This is a genomic window from Actinotalea solisilvae, assembly GCF_016464425.1.
Taxonomy (GTDB): Bacteria; Actinomycetota; Actinomycetes; order Actinomycetales; family Cellulomonadaceae; genus Actinotalea; species Actinotalea solisilvae.
In genome coordinates this window covers 174,883-194,414 of the sequence record NZ_JADDKQ010000007.1, presented here as the reverse complement: position 1 = coordinate 194,414, position 19,532 = coordinate 174,883, and the positions used below count along the sequence as shown (strand labels likewise).

Here is a 19,532-nt window from a genome sequence, read left to right as displayed (position 1 = left end):
GAGACACCGGCCGGCCGGGCGTCAGAGGCCGACCGACCGCCGAGTCCGCCACAGGAGCCACACGAGGTACGGCGCGCCGATCATCGCGGTGACCAGCCCGGCCGGGATCTGGCCGGGCGCGATGATCGTGCGGCCGAGCGTGTCGGCGACGCTGACGAGCAGCACGCCGAGCAGCGCTGCGGCCGGCACCATCCGGCGGTGCGCCGACCCGACGAGCCCGCGCGCGAGGTGCGGCGCGACGAGACCGACGAACCCGACCACCCCGACCGCGGACACGGCCGCGGCCGCGAGCAGCGCCGCACACGCGAGCAGCACGAGCCGGGTCCGGCCGAGGCCGACCCCGAGCACGCGCGGGGTGTCGTCGTCGAGCGCGACGAGGTCGAGCTCGCGCCGCGCGGCGACGAGCACCGGCACCACGACGACGAGTGCCGCGATCACGGGGTAGCTCTGCTCGAGCGAGCGGCCGTACGTCGACCCCGAGAGCCACGTGAGCGCCATGACCGTGTTCCACGGGCTCGTCACCACCACGATCAGGGTGAGGAGCGCGGTCGTCACCGCGGCGACGCCGATCCCGACGAGCACGAGCCGGTCGGAGCTCAGCCCCCGCCGGTACGCGAGGGCGTAGACCAGCGCGAACGCCGCGAGCGCCGACACCGAGGCCGAACCCGTGACCGCCCACAGGCTCGCGCCCGGCACCAGCACGAGCGTGAGCACGGCGCCCACGCCCGCGCCGCCCGTGATGCCGAGGAGGTGCGGCTCGGCGAGCGGGTTGCGGCACACGGCCTGGACCACCGCACCGGACAGGCCGAGCGCGGTGCCGGCGACGAGCGCAGCCACGACGCGCGGCACGCGCTGGTCGAGCACGAACGTCACGCCCTGGCCGGAGACGCCGCGCAGCCAGTTGACGACGTCGCCCGTGAGCAGCAGGCGGTCCCCGAGCAGCAGGCCCGCGACCAGCGCCCCGACGACGAGCGCCGCGAGCACCGCCGTGGTGGCGACCACGCGGCGGCGCGAGCGCGGCGCTCCGGTGCCCGCGGACGCCGTCGTCGGGCGGGCGTCGTCGCGCAGGCGGCGCGCGAGCCACACGAGCACAACCGCGCCGAAGAGCGTCGTGACGACGCCGGTGGGCACCGCGACGCCCGCGGTGCCGGGGATGAGCAGGCGCAGCAGGATGTCCGCGCCGAGCACGACGGCGCAGCCGACGAGGCCCGCGAGGAGGAGCAGCACGCGGTGCCGGTGCAGGCCGGGCACGACCCGCGCGAGGAGCCGCGCGACGACCGGCGCGCACAGGCCGACGAAGCCCACGGGCCCCGCCACCGTGACGGCGGCCGCCGAGAGCAGGACCGCGACGAGGACCGCGACGACGCGCGTGCGGCGCACGTCGAGCCCGAGCACGGTCGCGGCGTCGTCGCCGAGGCCCAGGAGGTCGAGCCGGCGCCCGAGCACGAGCGCCGCCACGACGCCGAGCGCGACGACCGGGGCGACCTGCGTGACGGTGCGCCCGTCGGACTGCACGATCGAGCCCGAGCCCCACGCGAACAGGCCCGCCGTCTCCTGCGCGAACAGGAGCAGGAGCAGCATCGTCACCGAGCTGAGCGCGAGCATCGTCGCCGAGCCCGCGAGCACGAGGCGGGTGGGGCCGGTCGCCCCGCCGCGCGAGATCGCGAGGACGAGCCCCGCGGCCGCGAGCCCGCCCACGAACGCGAGCAGGCCGTTGACGGCGAGCGGGAGGCTCACCCCGGCCGCGGCCGCGGCGACCACCGCGAGGTGGCCGCCCGCGTTCACGGCCAACGTGTCGGGCGAGGCGAGCGGGTTGCGCGCGACGGACTGCAGCACGCCGCCCGCGACGCCGAGCGCGAGCCCGACGACCAGCCCGGTCACGACGCGCGGCAGCCGCGACGCGACGAGCACGGCGAGCGCCTGCTGGTCGGCGCCCGAGGCGCCACCGGTCAGCAGCCGCAGCAGGTCGCCCGCGCCGACGTCGGACGTGCCGAGCGTGAGGTCGACGACCCCCAGCACGACGACGACGGCGAGCGCGACCAGGAGGACCGCACCGACCTGGAGGCGGCGCACCGGGGCGGCGTCGGCGGCCGGCGCCTCCCCGCGGGCACCGAGGGCACCGTGGGCACCGCGCTCCAGGACGGCCACGCTCACTCCGTCAGCGCGGCGACCGCGGCGTCGACGAAGGCCTCGCCCGAGGCCGGGCCGCCGAACATCCAGATGCCGTCGGGGATGCGGTGCACCGTGCCGGCGGTGACGAACGGCAGCTGCTGCCAGATGGCGTTGCCCGCGAGGCCCTCGGCGAACGGGTCGGCCTCGGAGTCGTTCGCCGCGTAGAGGAAGTGCACGTCGCCCAGGCTGGTGAGGCCCTCGACGTCGGTCGACGCGAGGCCGTAGTCGGGGTCGCCCTCACCCGTCCAGGCGTTCTCGAGCCCGAGCTCGGCCGCGATCCCACCGAGGTAGGAGCCGGGCGTGTACATGCGGATCGACACGACGCCGTTGTCGTCCCAGCCGTCCGCCATCGTGAAGGACGCACCCTCGAGGCCCGCCTCGGCGAGCGCCGCGGCGCCCTCCTCGAGCGTCGCGTCGAAGTCGGCGAGCAGCTGCGCGGCCTCGTCGTCGTGGCCGGTCGCGGCGCCGAGCACCTCGACCGTGCGGCGCATGTGCGCGAGCGGGTCGGACGCGTCGGACCCCCGCAGCGCGACGACGGGGTAGGACTCGGCGAGCTGCTCGATGACGTTCTCGGGCAGGTCCGTCGTCGTGACGACGAGGTCGGGCTCGAGCGCCGCGATGGCATCGAGGCTCGGCTCGCCGCGGAAGCCGACGTCGGCCACGGACGGGTCGAGCGGCTCGACCGTCGCCCACGTGTTGTAGCCCGCGACGTCGGCCTGCCCGATCGGCTCGACGCCCAGGCTCAGCAGGTTCTCCGTGAGGCCCCACTCGAGGGAGACGACGCGCTCGGCGGGCGCGTCGAGCGTGACCTCGCCGCGGTCGTCGGTGACGGTCACGGGGCCCGCATCCGACGCCGCGGACGTCGCCTCCGCGGTGTCGGTCTCGGGCGCCTCGGTGGTCCCGCACGCCGCGAGCGAGGCGACGAGCAGGGCGGCTGCGGGCAGGGCGAAGCGAGGTGTGCGCATGGGTGTCTCTCGGTGGGTGGGTGGGAAGGGGCCGCGGGTGGGTGGGGACTGCGGGTGGTGGTCGAGGCCTCAGCGCGCGGCGTGAGCGGTGGTCGCGCGGGGCCGACGGTCGGCGTGCCGGCCCACGGGGTGCGTGCGGACGCGACCCGAGGCGGGGTCGGTGGTGACGTCGATCCGGATGCCGTAGGTCTGGGTCAGCGCGGGTCCGGTGAGGACCTCGGCCGCGGCGCCGGTGCCGACCACGCGACCGCGGTCGAGCAGCGCGACCGTGTCGGCGACGGCGGCCGCCTGGTCGAGGTCGTGCAGCACGACGCCGACAGCGACGCCGTGGTCGTCCGCGAGGTCGCGCACGAGGTCGAGGATCTCGACCTGGTAGCGCAGGTCGAGGTGGTTGGTGGGCTCGTCGAGCAGCAGCACGCCCGTGTCCTGCGCGAGGCACGACGCGAGCCACACGCGCTGGAGCTCGCCGCCGGACAGCTCGTCGACGGCGCGCCCCGCCATCGCGACGACCCCCGTCACGGTCATCGCCCACGCGACGGCGCGCGCGCCGTCGGGGTCGCCCGCGCGCCAGCGCCCGCGGTGCGGGTGGCGGCCGTACTCGACGACCTCCGCGACGGTGACCCCGCCCGGCGTCGGCCGGCTCTGCGACAGCAGCGTGACCCGGCGCGCGAAGTCCTTGGGGTGCAGGGCGAAGGCGTCCTCGTCCGGCGCGTCCTCGCGCGGGAGCCGGACCGTGCCCGACGTCGGCCGGTGGAGGCGCGCGAGCGAGCGCAGGAGCGTCGACTTGCCGCTGCCGTTCGGCCCGACGAGCGCGGTGACCTCCCCGGCGCGCAGCACGAGCTCGGCACCGCGCACGACGTCGACCTCGCCGTAGGCCAGGTGGAGGTCCGCGCCCTCGAGCGCGACCGTGCCGCGCGCGGTCACGTCCGGTCTGACGTCCAGGGGGCTCAGGCTCACGAGCGTGAGGTTAGCCATACCTAAGTCCGACGCGCAAAGCCGGTCCACCCCGGAAGGTGGGACCGGGCACGGCCCCAGGACCTAGGTCCCTTGTGCCGACGGAGCGCCCCGCTCCGCTAGGTTCGGGGAGGGAGGTGCCATGGGGGAGCTCGACTGGCCGGACGTCCGCAGCCGCGTGCGCGGGCTCGTCGTCGGCTACTGCCTCGGCGACGCCATCGGCCGTGCGCCGGAGCCGCACCGCGCGACCCTCGTCGCGGGGACCCCGAGCATGCTCTTCCTCGCGAGCACCGAGGGCGTGGTGCGCGCGCTCGTGCGCCAGCAGCTCACCGGCCTGCCGGGCGGCGTGCCCGAGGCGCTCTGGCACGCGACCGCACGGCTCGCGCACCGCGCCCGCCGGGACGACCTGCCGGGCGTCGTGGCCTACCGCGAGGCGGCCGAGCCGGGCCAGTGGCCCGACGGCTGGCTCTCCGAGCTCAGCCTGCTCCGCGGTGGACGCGGCTCCGCCCCGGCCATCGAGGCGGCGCTCTCGCTCGGCGCCGCGCTGGACCCGCGGCCGGGGTACGACACCTCCGACAGCATCGGGGACCTCGTCCTCGCGCGGACGCTGCCCGTCGCGCTCCTCGCGGTCGCGATGGCCCCGCCCGGGCCGGACGCCGAGCCGGGCACGCCGTCGGTCGGGCTGCGGGTCGCCGAGACCGCGCGCGACGTCGCGGCCTACTCCCACGGCCTCGTCGGCCAGGTGCTCGCGGTCGCGCTCACGCGCACCCTCGCGCACACGCTGCTCACCGGCCGCATCCAGACCGTCGCCGAGCCCGCCGACCTCTCGCTCGTCTACCAGGGCGTCCCGCACGCCGACGACGTCGTCCGGGCGCGCGTCGCGCTGCGAGCGGTCGCGGACCAGCTGCCGCCGCACGCGCGCACGGCGGAGGACATCAGCCACGGCGTGCCGTCCGGCCCGCGGTCGGCGCTGCGCGCGCTCACCGACGGGCTGCGCGGCGCGCTCGAGCACCCCGAGCGCGACCAGGTCGCCGACGCGCTCCAGGCCGTCATCGACGACCCGCAGCCCGCCGCCGCCGCCGCGGGGGCCGCCGTGACGATGGCGCTGCTGGGCGCCGCGCACGGCCTCGAGGGCCTGCCCGCGGACGCCGTCGCGCGGCTCGACGTCGGGCACGTGGCCGACCAGCTCGCGAGCGACCTCGTCACGCAGGTCGGCGGCGCCCCGCTCGCCGGGTCGGACGGCGAGGCCGCCAAGGCCTGGCTCACGCGCTACCCGCCGTCCTGACCTGCGGGCGGGCGCCCCGGGAGGGTCAGCCCTGCGGGCGTGCCGGGCGCAGACCGAACGCCGCGACGGTGCGGTCGGCGACCTCCTCGGGCGGGACGTCGACGACGATCGTCACGCCGTCCTCGCCGTCACCCAGGGGCTGGAGGGTCCGGAGCTGCGACGGGAGCAGCGTCGGCGGCATGAAGTGGCCGGTGCGGCGGGTCATGCGCTCCTCGATGAGCTCGGGTGGCGCCGTGAGGTGGACGAAGTGCACGTCGCCCTCCGCCGCGCGCAGCACGTCGCGGTAGCTCGCCTTGAGCGCCGAGCACGTGACGAGCGAGCTGCGGCCGGCGCGCGTCTGCGCGGTGAGCCAGTCGCGGATCGCCCCGAGCCACGGGCCGCGGTCGTCGTCGTCGAGCGGGGTGCCCGCCGACATCTTGTCGATGTTGGCCTGCGGGTGGAACTCGTCCGCCTCGGCGTAGGGCCAGCCTAGACGCCGCTCGAGGAGGGTCGCGAGCGTCGTCTTGCCGGAGCCGGCGACGCCCATGATCACGAGGTGCTGCACGCGCTCGCCCGCGTCGGTCCCGCCCTGCGCTGCGTCCGTCACGCGCCCACTGTGGCCGAGCCCCGCGCCGTCGTCCACCGGCGTCCAGGGCGTCCGCCGCGGGGCCGACGCCGGCGCGTGGCAGGACCTCGCACCACGTTGGCAGGATCCCGCGAGCCACGGGGCCCGCCGCGCCCCTAGCGTCGGGGGGTGAGCGCGACCCGCACCCCCGACCCCGCCCCCCTGCCGACCGACGCCGTCCCCGGCCCGGTGGCCGGCCCCGGCCCGACGGCGGCTGCGGCGCCTGCCACGACGCCGCCCACGTCGCGCCACCGCACGCTGCCGCTCCTCGCGATCGGCGTCACGGTCCTGCTCTGGGCGTCCGCGTTCGTCGCGATCCGGGACGTCGGCGCCGACGTCGGGCCCGGCGCGCTCACGCTCGGCCGCCTCGCCGTGGGGAGTCTCGCCCTCGGCCTGCCGCTGCTGCTCCAGCGCACGCCCTGGCCCGCGCGCGAGCACTGGCCGCGCCTCGTCGCCGTCGGGCTGCTGTGGTTCGGCGTCTACAACATCGCGCTCAACGCGGCGGAGCAGCGCGTCGACGCGGGCACGGCCGCGATGCTCGTCAACGTCGGCCCCGTGCTGCTCGCGGTGCTCGCCGGGCTGAGCCTCGGCGAGGGCTTCCCCCGCCCCCTGCTCGTGGGCAGCGTGATCGGCTTCGCGGGCGTCGTCGTCATCGGCGTCGCGACGTCGACCGGCGAGCGTGCGGACGTGTGGGGCGTCGTGCTGTGCGTCCTCGCCGCGGTCGCGTACGCCGTGGCGGTGATCCGCCAGAAGCCGCTGCTCGGAAGGCTGTCGGCGCTCCAGGTCACGTGGGTCGCGTGCACGGTGGGCGCGGTCGCGTGCCTGCCGTTCGCGCCCGCGCTCGTCGCGGACCTGCGCGCGGCGCCGCCGAGCACCCTCGCGGGCGTCGTCTACCTCGGCCTGTTCCCGACGGCGATCGCGTTCACGACGTGGGCCTACGCGCTCGCCCGCAGCGACGCCGGCCGGCTCGGCTCGACCACCTACCTCGTGCCGCCGATCGCCGTCGTGCTCGGCTGGGTGCTGCTCGACGAGGTGCCGCCGCCGCTCGCGTTCGTGGGCGGGGCACTGTGCCTGGTGGGGGTGTGGGTGACCCGCCGGCCCCGCCTCGCGATCCGCCGCGCGGCCGGGTGAACCCCGACGCGCCTATTGACTTTCGATAGGAAGGGGCCGAGACTCGATAGCGCAGGGCTTCCCCGGCCGCTCGGCCGGCCCTGCCTGTGGAGGTGGACCGATGCGTCATCCCGAGGACGGCGTCCTGCGCCGAGTGCTCACCGCGCCCGGCGGCGTGGGGTTCGCCGAGCGCGACCACGTCGCGGGATGCCCGGCGTGCCTCGACCGCCTCGCGAGCCTCAGTGGGGGCCACACCGATGGCGCCGCGTCCGGCGCGGCCCCCGGTCCCTCCTCGCCCACGACCCGCGGCGGCGCGCTCCGCTCCCTCGTGCGCCGGCCGGTCGTGGCCGCGGTCGCCGTCGGTGCGGTCCTCGCCGGGGCCGGCGCCGCCGCGGCCAACGACTGGCTGCCCGTCTTCCGCACCGAGGAGGTCGCGCCGATCGCGTTCTCTCCGGACGACCTCGTCGCCCTGCCCGACCTCAGCGCCTACGGCGAGATCGAGGTCACGGGCGACGCCGAGCCCCACGAGGTCGCGGACCTCGCGGCGGCCGAGGCGGAGACCGGGCTGGACGCGCCCGAGGTGTCCGACCTGCCCCGCGGGGTCGAGGGCGAGCCGGCGGTCGCCGTCGGCGGCGAGGTCACCGCGACCTTCACCTTCACCGCCGAGCGCGCCGCGCAGGCCGCGGCCGACCAGGGCGTCGCCCTGCCGCCCCCGCCGCCCGGGCTCGACGGGAGCCAGGTGCGCCTGGTCGCCGGGCCGGGCGTCGTGCAGACGTGGTCGCACGACGCGGGCGTGCCGTCCTTCCTCGTGGCGCGCGCGGTCGCGCCGTCGGCGACGTCGTCCGGGGTGTCCTTCGCGACGGCGCGCGACTACCTGCTCTCCCTGCCCGGGGTGCCCGACGACGTCGCGGCGCAGCTGCGCACGTTCGCCGGCGACGGCTCCACCCTCCCCATCCCCGTGCCGGCCGACCGCGTCGCGTCGTCGTCCGCCGAGGTCGGCGGCGCCCCCGCGACCGTGCTCGAGGCGCACGACCGCACGATGGCGGCCGTGGTGTGGGTCGAGGACGGGGTGGTCACGGTCGTCGCGGGCGCCGTCGGCGCCGACGAGGTCCTGTCCGTCGCCCGGGGCCTGCGCTGACCGTGGCCGCCGAGCCCGCCCGCGACGCGCGGGAGGCCGCCGCGCGCCTCGTCGCGGACCTGCCCCCGTCGCCCGCGATCTGGTGCTCGGGCCTGCGCAAGCGGTACGGCCGGCGCGAGGCCGTCGCCGACGTCGCGCTCGAGGTCGGCCGCGGCGAGGTCGTCGGCCTGCTCGGCCCCAACGGCGCCGGGAAGACGACCGTCATCAAGATGCTGCTCGGGCTCGTCCGGCCGGACGCGGGCGAGGCGCTGCTGCTCGGCCGCGCGTCGGCCGAGCCCGCCGCCCGGGCGCGCGTCGGCTACCTGCCCGAGCTCTTCCGCTACCAGCCGTGGCTCAGCGCGGGCGAGGTGCTCGCGCTGCACGTCCGGCTCGCGGGACTCGCCGTGCCCAACACGGAGCAGCGCGAGCGGCTCGCGCGCGTCGGCCTCGCCGACCGCGAGCACGACCGCGTCGGCGGCTTCTCCAAGGGCATGCAGCAGCGCCTCGGGCTCGCCGTCGCGCTCGTGGCCCGCCCCGAGCTCGTCGTGCTCGACGAGCCGACGAGCGCGCTCGACCCGCTCGGGCGCGCGGACGTCCGGGACGTCGTGCTCGACCTGCGCGCGCAGGGCGTCGCCGTGCTGCTCAACTCCCACCTCATCGGCGAGGTCGAGCGCGTGTGCGACCGCGTCGTCATCCTCGACCGTGGGCGCGTCGCGGCGGAGGGCTCGCTCGCCGAGCTGCTCGGCCGGCGCGAGCTGCGCCTCCACCTCACCGACGTGACGCCCGCCGCGGAGCAGAGGCTCGCGGCGACGGGCGCCGTCGTGCGCGACGGCGCGTGGTTCACCGTCGAGCTCCCCGCGGCCGACGAGGACGGCACCGTGCCCGACCTCGTCGGCGCGCTCGTCGCGCTCGGCGCGCGCGTGCACGCGGTCGAGCCGGGCCGGATCAGCCTCGAGGACCGCCTCCTGGGGATCCTGCGCGCCGGCTCCGCGGAGCGCGCCGACGCCGCGTCGGCCGCGACCGAGGCCGAGGCCGCCGTCGGGCACGAGCACCCCCGGGGGGCACGATGACCTCGCTGCGCACCGCCCTCACCGTCGCCGGCCTCACGCTCCGCGAGGCGTCGCGCCGCCGCGTGGTGCTCGCGCTCGCCGGCCTCACGCTCGTCCTGCTGCTGCTCAGCGCGTGGGGCTTCTCGCGCCTCGCGGCCGAGTCCGAGTTCGGCACGCTCACGAGCGGGCAGGCGCGGCTCGCCGCGTCCCAGGTGCTCAACCTCGTGATGTTCGGGTTCAGCCTCATCGCGGCGCTGGGCACGGCGTTCCTCGCCGGACCGACGGTCGCGGGCGAGACCGAGTCCGGCATCGCGCTGTCCGTCCTCGCCCGGCCCGTCCGGCGCCACGCGGTGCTGCTCGGCAAGTGGCTCGGGCTCGTCGCGTTCGGCACCGGCTTCGTCGTGCTCGCGGGGCTCGCCCAGTGCCTCGTCGTCCTGTGGACGGTCGACTACTGGCCGCCGCAGCCCGTCGTCGCGCTCGCGCTCCTGGCCTTCCAGACCGTCGTCCTGCTGACGCTCAGCCTGCTGCTCTCGACCGTCGTGTCGCCCATGGCCTCCGGCGTGGTCGCCGTCGGACTGTTCGGCGCGACCTGGGTCGCGGGCGTCGTCGGCGGCGTCGGGCAGGCGCTCGGCAACGAGGGCGTCGAGCGGGTCGGCACCGTCTCGCGCATGCTCCTGCCGACCGACGGGCTGTGGCGCGGCGCCATGCACGCCTTCCAGGACTCGGCCGCCGTCGCGCAGTTCGGACCCGAGATGGACGGCTTCCCCTTCCTTAGCCAGGCACCCCTGACGCTCGCCTACCTGGCGTGGGCGGCTGTGTGGGTCGCGATGGTCTGGGCCCTGGCCGCGCTCTCCTTCGCCCGCAAGGACCTCTGAGCGTGCCGGGCCTCGAGGCCTGGGCAGCCGCGCTCGCCGACTCGCCCTGGGCCCTCGTGGTGCTCCTGGCGGCCGTGACCGCGGACGGCCTCGTGCCGCCCGTACCGAGCGAGTCGGTCGTGATCGCCCTGGCCGCGCTGGCCGCGTCGACCGGGTCGCCCGACCTCCGCGTGCTCGTCGCGGTCGCCGCGCTTGGCGCCTTCGCCGGGGACCAGCTCGCCTACGCGGTCGGCCGCCGCGTGCCGGTCGAACGGGTCCGGCTCCTGCGCACGCCGCGGGCCCGGCAGGCGCTCGCCTGGGCTGCGGCGGCGCTCGAGCAGCGGGGCGCGGCGTTCCTCGTCGGCGCGCGGTTCGTCCCGGTCGGCCGCGTCGCCGCCAACCTCACCGCGGGCAGCGTCGGGTACTCCCGACGCCGGTTCACCCTGGTCACGGCCGTCGCCGCGGTCACGTGGTCGGCGTCCTCCGTCGCGCTCGGCGTCGGTGCCGGGCGCGCGCTGGCCGAGCACCACCCGCTCCTGGGCGTGCTCGCGGGGGTGGCCGTCGGCCTCGTCGTCGGGACCCTGGTCGACGCCGTGCTCCGCGTGCTGCTGCGCGTACGGGACCGCGCCGCGCCGCGCCTTCCTCGCCCGCCCGTGCCGGTCGGCGCGGCAGGGGTGGGCGGGCGAGGGGACGACCCGGTCGCACGACGTCCGACCGCGGACGGACGAGCAGCGTCGCCCGCCCCGACTAGACTCGGACTGTGATCTTCAAGGCCGTGGGCGACGGACGCCCGTACCCGGACCATGGCCTCACCACGCCCAAGCAGTGGGCGGAGGTGCCGCCCCGCCAGGTCCGCCTCGACGACCTGGTGACGACCAAGCGGACGCTCAACCTCGACAACCTCCTCTCGGAGGACTCGACCTTCTACGGCGACCTCTTCGCGCACGTCGTGCAGTGGAAGGGCGTCATGTACCTCGAGGACGGCCTGCACCGGGCCGTCCGCGCCGCGCTCCAGCAGCGGCCGATCCTGCACGCGCGCGTGCTCGTCCTGGAGGACTGATGGAGGAGCTCACCGCCGCAGAGCGCGAGCGGCGGCTGCGTCGCCGGCGGACGCACGAGCGTCAGGCGGTGGTCTTCGGCTCGCTCATCGCGGGCCTGGTGGTCGCCGGCGTCGGCTCGGCGGCCGTCTACACCGGCGTGGTCTCCGCGCCGTTCCTCGACCGCGAGTTCAGCTCGCCCCCGGCCGACGACGCCGCCAGCACGCTCCCGCCGCCGCCGTGCCCGCCCGAGGGCATGCTCCCGATCCAGTACACCGCGATCTCCGTCAACGTCTACAACGGCGCCGGTCGCTCGGGCCTCGCGGGAGAGACGAGCAGCGCCCTGAGCACGCGCGGCTTCGTCGTCCCGACGGCGGGCAACTACCCCGCGCGGCTCCCCGGCTCGGCGCAGATCGTCTTCGGCGAGGCCGGCCTGCAGAGCGCCTACACGCTCGCCGCGCACGTCCCCACGCCCGTGCTCGTCATGGACCAGCGGGCCGAGACGGCGATCGACCTCGTGCTCGGCGAGCAGTTCTCGACGCTCGTCGACCCGGCCGCGGTCGTGCTCGACCTCGCGGTGCCGCTCAGCCCGGTCGAGGGCTGCGTGCCGCTCGAGGAGGCGCGCGCCGCCGCCCTCCCCGCGCCGACGCCGACGGCGGCCCCGGCCGTCGAGGGCGAGCCCGCTCCCGAGGGCTGACGGCGGATGGCCCCGCCGACCGCCGTGCCCGCACTGCACCTGCGCGCCGCGCGCGCGTCCGACGCCGCCGCGCTCGACGACGTCTGCGTCCGCACGGGCGACGCCGGGGGCGACGCGCGCCCCCGGTTCGCGCACCCGGAGCTGCTGGCCGACATCTGGCTCCGGCCGTACCTGCTGCTGAGCCCCGACCTCGCCTGGGTCGTGGCCGGGCCCGACGACGTCCCGGTCGGCTACGTCCTCGGCGCCGCGGACACCGCCGCGTTCGAGGACGCGTGCGAGGAGCACTGGTGGCCCGCGCTGCGCGAGCGGTTCCCGCGCGGGAGCGTCCCCGCGGACTCCCCCGACGCCGGCCTCGTGCAGCTGCTGCACGAGCCGCGCCGCGAGGCCGCCGACGTGGTCGCGGCCTACCCGGCGCACCTCCACGTCGACCTGCTGCCCGAGGCGCAGGGCGGGGGCTGGGGCCGCGCCCTCCTCGAACGACTCTTCGACGCGCTGCGCGAGCGGGGCGTCCCGGGCGTCCACCTGGGCGTCAGCTCGCGCAACGCGAACGCGCGCGCGTTCTACGAGCACCTCGGGTTCGAGGTCCTCGAGGAGGACGACGGCGGCGCGCTGCTGGGCCTGCGCCTCTAGCCGCAGCCCCGGGCGCGCCCGCCGCCGTCGTCGTCGCGTCAGCGGTGCTCGGTCACCTCGGGTCGCCGGTCCTCGAGCTCGGCGCCGCCGGGCACGGAGGCCGGCGTCGCGGCCTCCTCGCTCGTCCCGCGCCACCGGGCCACGGACCGCATGAGGTGGTAGATGCCGATCGCGGCCGCGGTGCCCAGCGCGATCCCGCCGAAGGCGACGTCGCCCGCGGCCCACGTGAAGTTCGCGATGCCGATGACGAGCGCGACGGCGGCCGTCGTGAGGTTGACCGGGTCCGAGAAGTTCACGCGGTTCTGCACCCAGATGCGCGCGCCGAGGATGCCGATCATCCCGTAGAGGACGGTCGTGGCCCCGCCGAGGACGCCCGCGGGGATGGTCGCGATGAGCGCGCCGAACTTGGGCGAGAGGCTGAGGAGCAGCGCGGTCGCCGCGGCCACCCAGTAGGCCGCGGTCGAGTACACGCGCGTCGCGGCCATGACGCCGATGTTCTCGGCGTACGTCGTGGTCCCGGATCCGCCGCCGGCGCCCGCGAGCGTCGTCGCGACGCCGTCGGCGAGGAGGGCGCGGCCCAGGAGCGGGTCGAGGTCGCGGCCCGTCATGGCGGCGACCGACTTCACGTGGCCCACGTTCTCGGCCACGAGCACGAAGACGACGGGGGCGAAGAGGCCGAGCACGGACAGGTCGAAGGACGGCGCGGTGAAGTCGGGCAGGCCGACCCAGGCGGCGTCGCCGACGCCCGTGAAGTCGACCTCGTCGCGCAGCACGGCCACGAGGTAGCCGACCAGCACGCCCAGGAGGATCGCGAGGCGGCCGAGGATGCCCCGGAAGAGGACCGTGATGAGCACGATCGCGAGCAGCGTGACGAGCGCCGTGAGCGGCGCGGCCTGGAAGCTGTCGCGCGCGACGGGCGCGAGGTTGAGCCCGATGAGCGCGACGATCGTGCCCGTCACGACGGGCGGCATGACGACGTCGATCCACCGCGACCCCGCGACGTGCACGACGAGGCCGACGAGCGCGAGGAGCACGCCGGTGAGCAGGACGCCGCCGAGCGCGACGGCCGTGCCGCCCTCGGCCTGGGCCGCGGCGATGGGGGCGAGGAACGCGAAGCTCGAGCCCAGGTAGCTCGGCAGGCGGTTGCCCGTGAGGAGCAGGAAGAGCGCGGTGCCGACGGCCGAGAAGAAGAGCGTCGTCGCGGGCGGCAGGCCCGTGATGATCGGGACGAGGAACGTCGCGCCGAACATCGCCACGACGTGCTGCATGCCGATGCCGATGGTCCGCGGCCAGCTGAGCCTCTCGTCGGGGGCGACGACGGCGCCCGGTCCGACCCGACGTCCGTCGCCGTGCACGCGCCAACCCAGGGCCATGTGGTTCTCCTCCGCCGACGGCCTCGCCGCAGGGCGCAGGGAGCGCCGCGGGGCCAGCCGCATGCTAGCGACCGCGGCCCGCCGACGGGGCCCGTCTCCACGTGCTGCTGTGCCATGCTGGCCGGGTAGGTGTCGCCTGGTCCACGGGGCCTGACCTGCGCACCGACCGCCCGAGCCGAGGATGAGCCATGAGCCAGCCCACACCCCCGCCCAGCGAGCCCACCGGGGCACCGGGCCCGGGTGACTCCGCCGCGCAGCCGGACCCGTACGCGACGCCCGGCCAGCAGCCGTACGCCCAGCAGCCGTACGCCCAGCAGGGCTACCCCCAGCAGGGCTACCCCCAGCAGGGCTACCCGCAGCAGGGCTACCCGTCGTCGTACGCGCAGGGGCCGTCGACGACGGCCTACGGCGACCAGTACGGCTACGCGGGCTACCCGCCGGTGGCGTCGCGGCCGAACAACACCATGGCCGTGGTCTCGCTCGTCGCGGGCATCTGCGGCCTCACCGTGCTCTTCTTCGTCGGCTCCATCGTCGCCGTGATCACCGGCATGATGGCGAAGAAGGAGATCGCGCGGACCGGCGAGGAGGGCTCCTCGCTCGCGACGTGGGGCGTGATCCTCGGCTGGATCGGCATCGGCCTCGGCGTGCTGGGCGGCCTGTTCTTCGTGCTCGTGTGGGGCACGATGTTCGCCACCATCGGCGCGACCTCGTACAGCTGAGCGGCCGGGCGGGCGGCGCCCGGCGCCGCCACCTCGCGCTCGCCGCGGCCTTCGCGGCCGTGCACGCCTGGCTCGCGTACCTGGGCGTCGTCGTGCTGCCGTCGCAGGCCTTCCACGACGTCGACCTCTACCGGTGGTGGATGTACCAGGGCCTCGAGACCGGCCGCTGGCCGGTGCTCGACGACCCGTTCGTCTACCCCGCGGGCGCCGTGCTGCCCATGCTGCTGCCCGCGCTGGGCGCCACGACGAACCCGGGCTACGCGATCGGCTGGTGCCTGCTCGTCACGGCGCTCGACGCGGCGGCCGTCGTCGCGCTCGTGCGGCACCGAGGGCACGGCCGGCTCGGCGCGCGCGGCGCATGGTGGTGGCTCGCGTTCCTCCTCCTGCTGGGGCCCGTCGCGATGGGGCGGATCGACGCGGTGGTCGCGCCGCTGACCGTGCTCGCCCTGCTCGCGGCGTCGCCGTCGTCCGCTCGCGCCGCGACGCCCGGGGGCACGCGGCTCGCGGCGGCGCTCCTCACGGCCGGCGCGTGGATCAAGGTGGCGCCGGGCGCGCTCGTGCTCCCGCTCGCGGCCGCGGCGCGACGCCCGTGGCGCGACGTCGTCGTCCCGGCGGCCGCGGTGTGCGCCGTCGTCGTCGGCGCGGTGGCGCTGGGCGGCGGCCTGCCGCGGGTCCTCGACTTCCTCACCACGCAGGGCGAGCGGGGCCTCCAGGTCGAGTCGGTCGCCGCGACCCTCGTCGGCGCGCTGCACCGGCCCGACGTCGCCGTCCGGCTCAACGAGGAGCTCGTGACCTACGAGGTCGTCGGCCCGGGCACGGCCGAGGTCGCGCGCGCGCTCGACGTCGTCCTGCCGGTGGCGGTCGCCGTCGTGGCGGCCGTGCTGCTGGTCGCGCGGCGCCGGGGCACCGCGCCCGCCGCGCTGCTGCCCGCCTCGCTCCTGCTCGTGGCGGTGCTCGTGGTCGCGAACAAGGTCGGCTCACCGCAGTTCCTCACGTGGTTCGCGCCGCCCGTCGCTGTCCTGCTCGCCGTGCGGGCCGGGGCGTGGTCCAGACCGCGCTGGTGGCACGCGGCCGCGGGCCTGGTCCTCGCCGCGGCGGGGCTCACGCAGGCGGTGTTCCCGTGGGGCTACCTCCCGCTGCTCGAGGGCGACGGCGGCATGGCCCTGATCCTCGACGCCCGCAACGGGCTGCTCCTCGCGGTGCTCGCGTGCGCGGTCTGGGGCACGGCGCGCGCGGTGGCCGCCCGGCCGGCGACGACCGGCCGGGCGGGCCGGGCTCAGGCGCGCGGCTGAGCGACCTCGGCGGCGACCAGCTCGAGGTGGTCGAGGTCGGCGAGGTCGAGCACCTGGAGGTAGAGCCGCTCGACGCCCGCGTCCGCGAGCGCGCCGATCCGGTCGACGGCCTCGCTCACCGTGCCGGCGACGCCGTGCTCGCGCAGCTCCGCGGGCTCGCGCCCGATCGCCGCGGCGCGGCGCGCGACCTCGGCCTCGTCGGCGCCGACGCACAGGACGAGCGCGGCCGAGTACACGAGGTCGTCCGGGGCACGGCCGATCTCCTCGCACGCCGCGCGGACCCGCGCGAACATCGCGGCGATCTCGTCGATCTCGGGGAACGACGCGTTGAACTCGGACGCGAACCGTGCCGCGAGCGCGGGAGTGCGGCGCGGGCCCTTGCCGCCGACGATCACCGGGACCCCCGCGCCGGGGACGCGGCGGCCGTCCGCGACGGCGACCTCCTGGACGGGCTTGGGCAGCGCGGGCGAGTCGGTGAGCGTGTAGTGCGCGCCCGCGTGGTCGAAGCGCTCACCCTCGGGCGTGCGCCACAGGCCGGTGACGACCTCGAGCTGCTCGGTGAGGAGGCCGAAGCGCTTCTCGGGGAAGGGGATGCCGTAGGCCGCGTGCTCCTGCGCGAACCAGCCCGCCCCGAGGCCGAGCTCGACCCGGCCGCCGGACATCTGGTCGACCTGGGCGACCTGGATCGCCAGGATCCCCGGGTGCCGGAAGGTCGCGGACGAGACGAGCGTGCCGACGCGCAGGCGGCTCGTCTCCCGCGCGAGGCCGGCGAGCGTGGTCCAGGCGTCGGTGGGGCCCGGCAGGCCGTCGCCGCCCATCGTGAGGTAGTGGTCGGAGCGGAAGAAGCCGTCGAACCCCAGGCGCTCGGTGGCCTGGGCCACGCGCAGGAGGTCGTCGTAGGAGGCGCCCTGCTGGGGCTCGGTGAAGATGCGCAGATCCATCCGCCCAGCCTGCCAGCGGACCGGTCAGCCCGCCGACGTCGCCTGCGGGCCGAGCACCACGCAGCACCGGCCCGGCACCGGCTCGAGCCGCGCGGTGACGTCCGCGCCGGAGGCCGCCGCGGCGGCGGCGAGGAGCTCGGTGTTCATGCCGCACACGAGCGCGGTGTGGTCGGCGACGAGCGCGTGGAACGGGCAGCTGCGCAGCACGACGTCAGCGCCCTCCTCGGCCGGGTCGTAGCCGACGTCGGCGAGCGCGGCGAGGAGCGCGGCGCGCGGGCCGGCACCCTCGCCTCCCCGGGCGAGCGCCGCCTCCCCGAGGCCGGTGCCCGCGCCGCGCGCCGCGCGCGCAAGCTCGGCCATCACGGGCGCGCCCGACCGCGCGGCGGACTCGACCGCCGTCGCCAGCACGGAGCCCGCGAGGTCGTAGCGCCGGGTCGGGAGCGACACCTGCACCTCGCGCGCGGAGCGCCGGTAGAGCTTGGCCGGACGTCCGGCGCCCGGGCCGGTGCGCCCCGTCAGCCGCCGGAACTCGACGTCGAGCAGGCCGTGCTCGACGAGCTTGTCGAGGTGGAACTTCGCCGTGTGGACGGGGACGCCCGCCGCCGCCGCGACCTCCTCGCGGCTCGCCGCGCGGCCGAGGCGGACGACGCAGTCGAAGAGCGTCCGGCGCACGGGCTCGGCCAGCGCGCCCGCGCGGGCGAGGTCCGCGGTGGAGGCGCCCGGCCCCGGGTCCGGCTGGTCCGTCATGGCTGAACTCTAACGGAGACGACCATTGACGGAAGAGCGGGGCGCGTCTAACGTCAACGATGTTCTCCTCAAGACCTCGGAGGTCGCCGTGACCCTCTCCACGCTCACCGTGCCGCGCGACGACGCCCGGGGCGGCACCGGCGCGACGCCGCGCCACCTGCGCGTCGCGCCGACGACGGCGGTCGACCTCGACGCCGCGGAGGACGCGGCCCGCGCCTTCCTCGTCGCGCTCGGCGTCGACCTCGACGACGAGTCGCGCACCGAGAGCCCGGCCCGCATGGCCCGCGCCTACGCCGAGATGCTCACGCCGCGCCCGTTCGACCTCACGACGTTCCCCAACGACGAGGGCTACGACGAGCTCGTCGTGGCGCGGTCGCTGCCGGTGCAGTCCGTGTGCGAGCACCACCTGCTGCCGTTCACGGGTGTCGCGCACGTCGGCTACCTGCCGGGCGAGCGCATCCTCGGGCTGTCCAAGCTCGCGCGCGTCGTCGAGCTGTTCGCGCGCAGGCCGCAGGTCCAGGAGCGCCTCACGCAGCAGGTGGCGCGCTGGCTGTGGGAGACGCTCGAGCCGCGCGGCGTGGGCGTCGTCGTCGAGGCGGACCACCAGTGCATGTCGCTGCGCGGCGTGCGTGCGGCCGACGCCACGACCGTGACGTCCGCGCTCCTCGGGACGCTGCGCGACGACGCACGGTCGCGCGCCGAGTTCCTCGCGCTCGCAGCGCCGTCGGGCGGTCCGCGATGAGCGTCACCGTGGTCGTGGGCGCGAGCGTGGCCGGCGCGACGGTCGCGCAGACCCTGCGCGCCGAGGGGTACGACGGCCGCGTCGTGCTCGTGGGCGACGAGCCGCACCTGCCCTACCAGCGGCCACCCCTGTCCAAGGGTCGCCTGCGCGGGACCGACGTCGACGACGCGGGCGCTCCCACCGACACCGCCACGCTGCAGCCCGAGGCCTGGTACGCCGAGCACGACGTCGACCTGCGCCGGGCGACGCGCGTGACGGCCGTCGACCGCGCGTCGGCGACCGTGCGCCTCGCCGACGGTGAGGACCTCCGGTGGGACCACCTCGTGCTCGCGACGGGGGCCGAGCCGCGCCGGCTGGCCGTGCCCGGCGCGGACCTGTCCGGCGTCCACACCCTGCGCACGGTCGACGACGCGGACCGCCTGCGCGACGCGCTCGTGCCCGGCGCACGCGTCGTCGTCGTGGGCGGCGGGTGGATCGGGCTCGAGGTCGCGGCCGTCGCCCGGGAGCGGGGTGGCGAGGTGACCGTGCTCGAGGCGGGCCCGATGCCCCTCCTGCGCGTGCTGGGACCAGAGGTCGCACCCCTGCTCACGGCGCTGCACCGGGACCACGGGGTCGACGTGCGCACGGACGTGCAGGCGACGGCGCTCGCCGGCGACGAGCGGGTCACGGGCGTCACGCTCGGCGACGGCAGCACGGTGCCCGCGGACGTCGTCGTCGTCGGCGTGGGGGTGGTGCCGCGCACCGCGCTCGCCGAGGCCGCGGGGCTCGAGGTCGCGAACGGCGTCGTCGTCGACGAGCTGCTGCGCACGAGCGACCCGCGCGTGCTCGCGGCCGGAGACATCGCGCACGCGTGGCACCCCGTGCTCCGCACACGCGTGCGGGTCGAGCACTGGGCGACGGCCGTGCGGCACGGCGAGACCGCCGCACGGACGATCCTCGGCCGGAGCGAGCCCGACCGCCGGCTGCCCTTCTTCTTCACCGACCAGTACGACCTCGGGATGGAGTACGTCGGCCACGTCGGCCCGGACGGCTACGACGACGTCGTCCTGCGCGGCGACCTCGCGTCGCGCGAGCTGATCGCGTTCTGGCTGCGCGACGGGCGCGTGCTCGCCGGCGCGAACATCAACGTGTGGGACGTCTCGGAGCAGATCGAGGAGCTCGTCGTCTCCGGCCGCCGGGTCGACCGGGCACACCTGGCCGGGGACGTCCCCCTCGACCGGCTGTAGCCGCGCGAGGGCGGGACC

The 19,532-nt window shown here is 76.7% G+C and carries 20 protein-coding genes; 13 read left to right on the top strand and 7 right to left on the bottom strand.

The genetic code is table 11. The annotated features are described in order from the left end of the window. Positions 1-21 precede the first annotated feature (21 nt). From JIG38_RS07835 to JIG38_RS07825, 3 genes are all read right to left on the bottom strand, one after another. Positions 22-2,139, bottom strand: coding sequence for an iron ABC transporter permease (locus JIG38_RS07835; protein WP_199423322.1), 2,118 nt, complete (start codon positions 2,137-2,139; stop codon positions 22-24). Between the two features lie 11 nt (positions 2,140-2,150). Next, a complete protein-coding gene (locus JIG38_RS07830; protein WP_199423206.1) occupies positions 2,151-3,137 on the bottom strand; it encodes an ABC transporter substrate-binding protein in 987 nt (328 codons plus the stop codon). A 69-nt stretch (positions 3,138-3,206) separates the two neighbouring features. Continuing rightward, positions 3,207-4,088, bottom strand: a complete 882-nt coding sequence (locus tag JIG38_RS07825; RefSeq protein ID WP_307844717.1) for an ABC transporter ATP-binding protein — start codon at positions 4,086-4,088, stop codon at positions 3,207-3,209. Between the two features lie 145 nt (positions 4,089-4,233). Between JIG38_RS07825 and JIG38_RS07820 the strand changes: the two genes are divergently transcribed. Beyond that, positions 4,234-5,376 carry an ADP-ribosylglycohydrolase family protein gene (locus JIG38_RS07820; RefSeq protein ID WP_199423204.1) on the top strand — a complete coding sequence of 381 codons (1,143 nt, stop codon included), beginning with the start codon at positions 4,234-4,236 and terminating at the stop codon, positions 5,374-5,376. 25 nt (positions 5,377-5,401) lie between these two features. On the opposite strand, the gene JIG38_RS07815 is transcribed toward JIG38_RS07820, so the two are convergent. Next, positions 5,402-5,962, bottom strand: coding sequence for a gluconokinase (locus tag JIG38_RS07815; protein WP_372419876.1), 561 nt, complete (start codon positions 5,960-5,962; stop codon positions 5,402-5,404). Positions 5,963-6,109: 147 nt separating this feature from the next. Between JIG38_RS07815 and JIG38_RS07810 the strand changes: the two genes are divergently transcribed. From JIG38_RS07810 to JIG38_RS07780, 8 genes are all read left to right on the top strand, one after another. Continuing rightward, positions 6,110-7,111: a DMT family transporter gene (locus tag JIG38_RS07810; protein WP_307844678.1), complete on the top strand. Its 1,002-nt coding sequence runs from the start codon at positions 6,110-6,112 to the stop codon at positions 7,109-7,111. A gap of 100 nt (positions 7,112-7,211) precedes the next feature. Further along, the gene (locus JIG38_RS20120; RefSeq protein WP_233404605.1) at positions 7,212-8,228 is read left to right on the top strand and encodes a hypothetical protein; all 1,017 of its coding nucleotides are present in this window, start codon (positions 7,212-7,214) and stop codon (positions 8,226-8,228) included. A 2-nt stretch (positions 8,229-8,230) separates the two neighbouring features. After that, complete coding sequence (locus JIG38_RS20115; protein WP_307844677.1) at positions 8,231-9,277, top strand: ABC transporter ATP-binding protein; 1,047 nt, start codon at positions 8,231-8,233, stop codon at positions 9,275-9,277. Continuing rightward, complete coding sequence (locus JIG38_RS07800; RefSeq protein WP_199423203.1) at positions 9,274-10,131, top strand: ABC transporter permease subunit; 858 nt, start codon at positions 9,274-9,276, stop codon at positions 10,129-10,131. Before JIG38_RS20115 ends, JIG38_RS07800 begins: the two co-directional genes overlap by 4 nt. Before the next feature lie 2 nt (positions 10,132-10,133). Next, positions 10,134-10,874, top strand: a complete 741-nt coding sequence (locus tag JIG38_RS07795) for a DedA family protein (protein ID WP_199423202.1) — start codon at positions 10,134-10,136, stop codon at positions 10,872-10,874. Continuing rightward, positions 10,871-11,170: a type II toxin-antitoxin system VapB family antitoxin gene (locus JIG38_RS07790; protein WP_199423201.1), complete on the top strand. Its 300-nt coding sequence runs from the start codon at positions 10,871-10,873 to the stop codon at positions 11,168-11,170. The genes JIG38_RS07795 and JIG38_RS07790 overlap by 4 nt, the downstream gene beginning before the upstream one ends. Then, a complete protein-coding gene (locus JIG38_RS07785; protein ID WP_199423200.1) occupies positions 11,170-11,844 on the top strand; it encodes a LytR C-terminal domain-containing protein in 675 nt (224 codons plus the stop codon). The genes JIG38_RS07790 and JIG38_RS07785 overlap by 1 nt, the downstream gene beginning before the upstream one ends. A gap of 6 nt (positions 11,845-11,850) precedes the next feature. Next, positions 11,851-12,474: a GNAT family N-acetyltransferase gene (locus JIG38_RS07780; protein ID WP_199423199.1), complete on the top strand. Its 624-nt coding sequence runs from the start codon at positions 11,851-11,853 to the stop codon at positions 12,472-12,474. A gap of 38 nt (positions 12,475-12,512) precedes the next feature. Here the strand turns inward: JIG38_RS07780 and JIG38_RS07775 are convergent, their stop codons facing one another. After that, positions 12,513-13,847, bottom strand: coding sequence for a uracil-xanthine permease family protein (locus JIG38_RS07775; RefSeq protein ID WP_199423198.1), 1,335 nt, complete (start codon positions 13,845-13,847; stop codon positions 12,513-12,515). Positions 13,848-14,035: 188 nt separating this feature from the next. Between JIG38_RS07775 and JIG38_RS07770 the strand changes: the two genes are divergently transcribed. Continuing rightward, positions 14,036-14,566: a DUF4190 domain-containing protein gene (locus JIG38_RS07770; RefSeq protein WP_199423197.1), complete on the top strand. Its 531-nt coding sequence runs from the start codon at positions 14,036-14,038 to the stop codon at positions 14,564-14,566. Further along, positions 14,521-15,858 carry a glycosyltransferase 87 family protein gene (locus tag JIG38_RS07765; RefSeq protein WP_199423195.1) on the top strand — a complete coding sequence of 446 codons (1,338 nt, stop codon included), beginning with the start codon at positions 14,521-14,523 and terminating at the stop codon, positions 15,856-15,858. Before JIG38_RS07770 ends, JIG38_RS07765 begins: the two co-directional genes overlap by 46 nt. Here the strand turns inward: JIG38_RS07765 and JIG38_RS07760 are convergent. Beyond that, complete coding sequence (locus JIG38_RS07760) at positions 15,843-16,799, bottom strand: LLM class F420-dependent oxidoreductase (RefSeq protein WP_199423193.1); 957 nt, start codon at positions 16,797-16,799, stop codon at positions 15,843-15,845. The two genes, JIG38_RS07765 and JIG38_RS07760, sit on opposite strands and share 16 nt — an antisense overlap. Before the next feature lie 24 nt (positions 16,800-16,823). Continuing rightward, entirely contained in the window at positions 16,824-17,546 is a 723-nt protein-coding gene (locus JIG38_RS07755) for a helix-turn-helix transcriptional regulator (RefSeq protein ID WP_199423192.1), read from the bottom strand. An 88-nt stretch (positions 17,547-17,634) separates the two neighbouring features. On the opposite strand from JIG38_RS07755, the gene folE reads away from it, so the two are divergent. Continuing rightward, the gene (gene folE, locus JIG38_RS07750; RefSeq protein WP_307844675.1) at positions 17,635-18,288 is read left to right on the top strand and encodes a GTP cyclohydrolase I FolE; all 654 of its coding nucleotides are present in this window, start codon (positions 17,635-17,637) and stop codon (positions 18,286-18,288) included. Continuing rightward, the gene (locus tag JIG38_RS07745) at positions 18,285-19,514 is read left to right on the top strand and encodes an NAD(P)/FAD-dependent oxidoreductase (RefSeq protein WP_199423191.1); all 1,230 of its coding nucleotides are present in this window, start codon (positions 18,285-18,287) and stop codon (positions 19,512-19,514) included. The genes folE and JIG38_RS07745 overlap by 4 nt, the downstream gene beginning before the upstream one ends. Positions 19,515-19,532 lie beyond the last annotated feature (18 nt).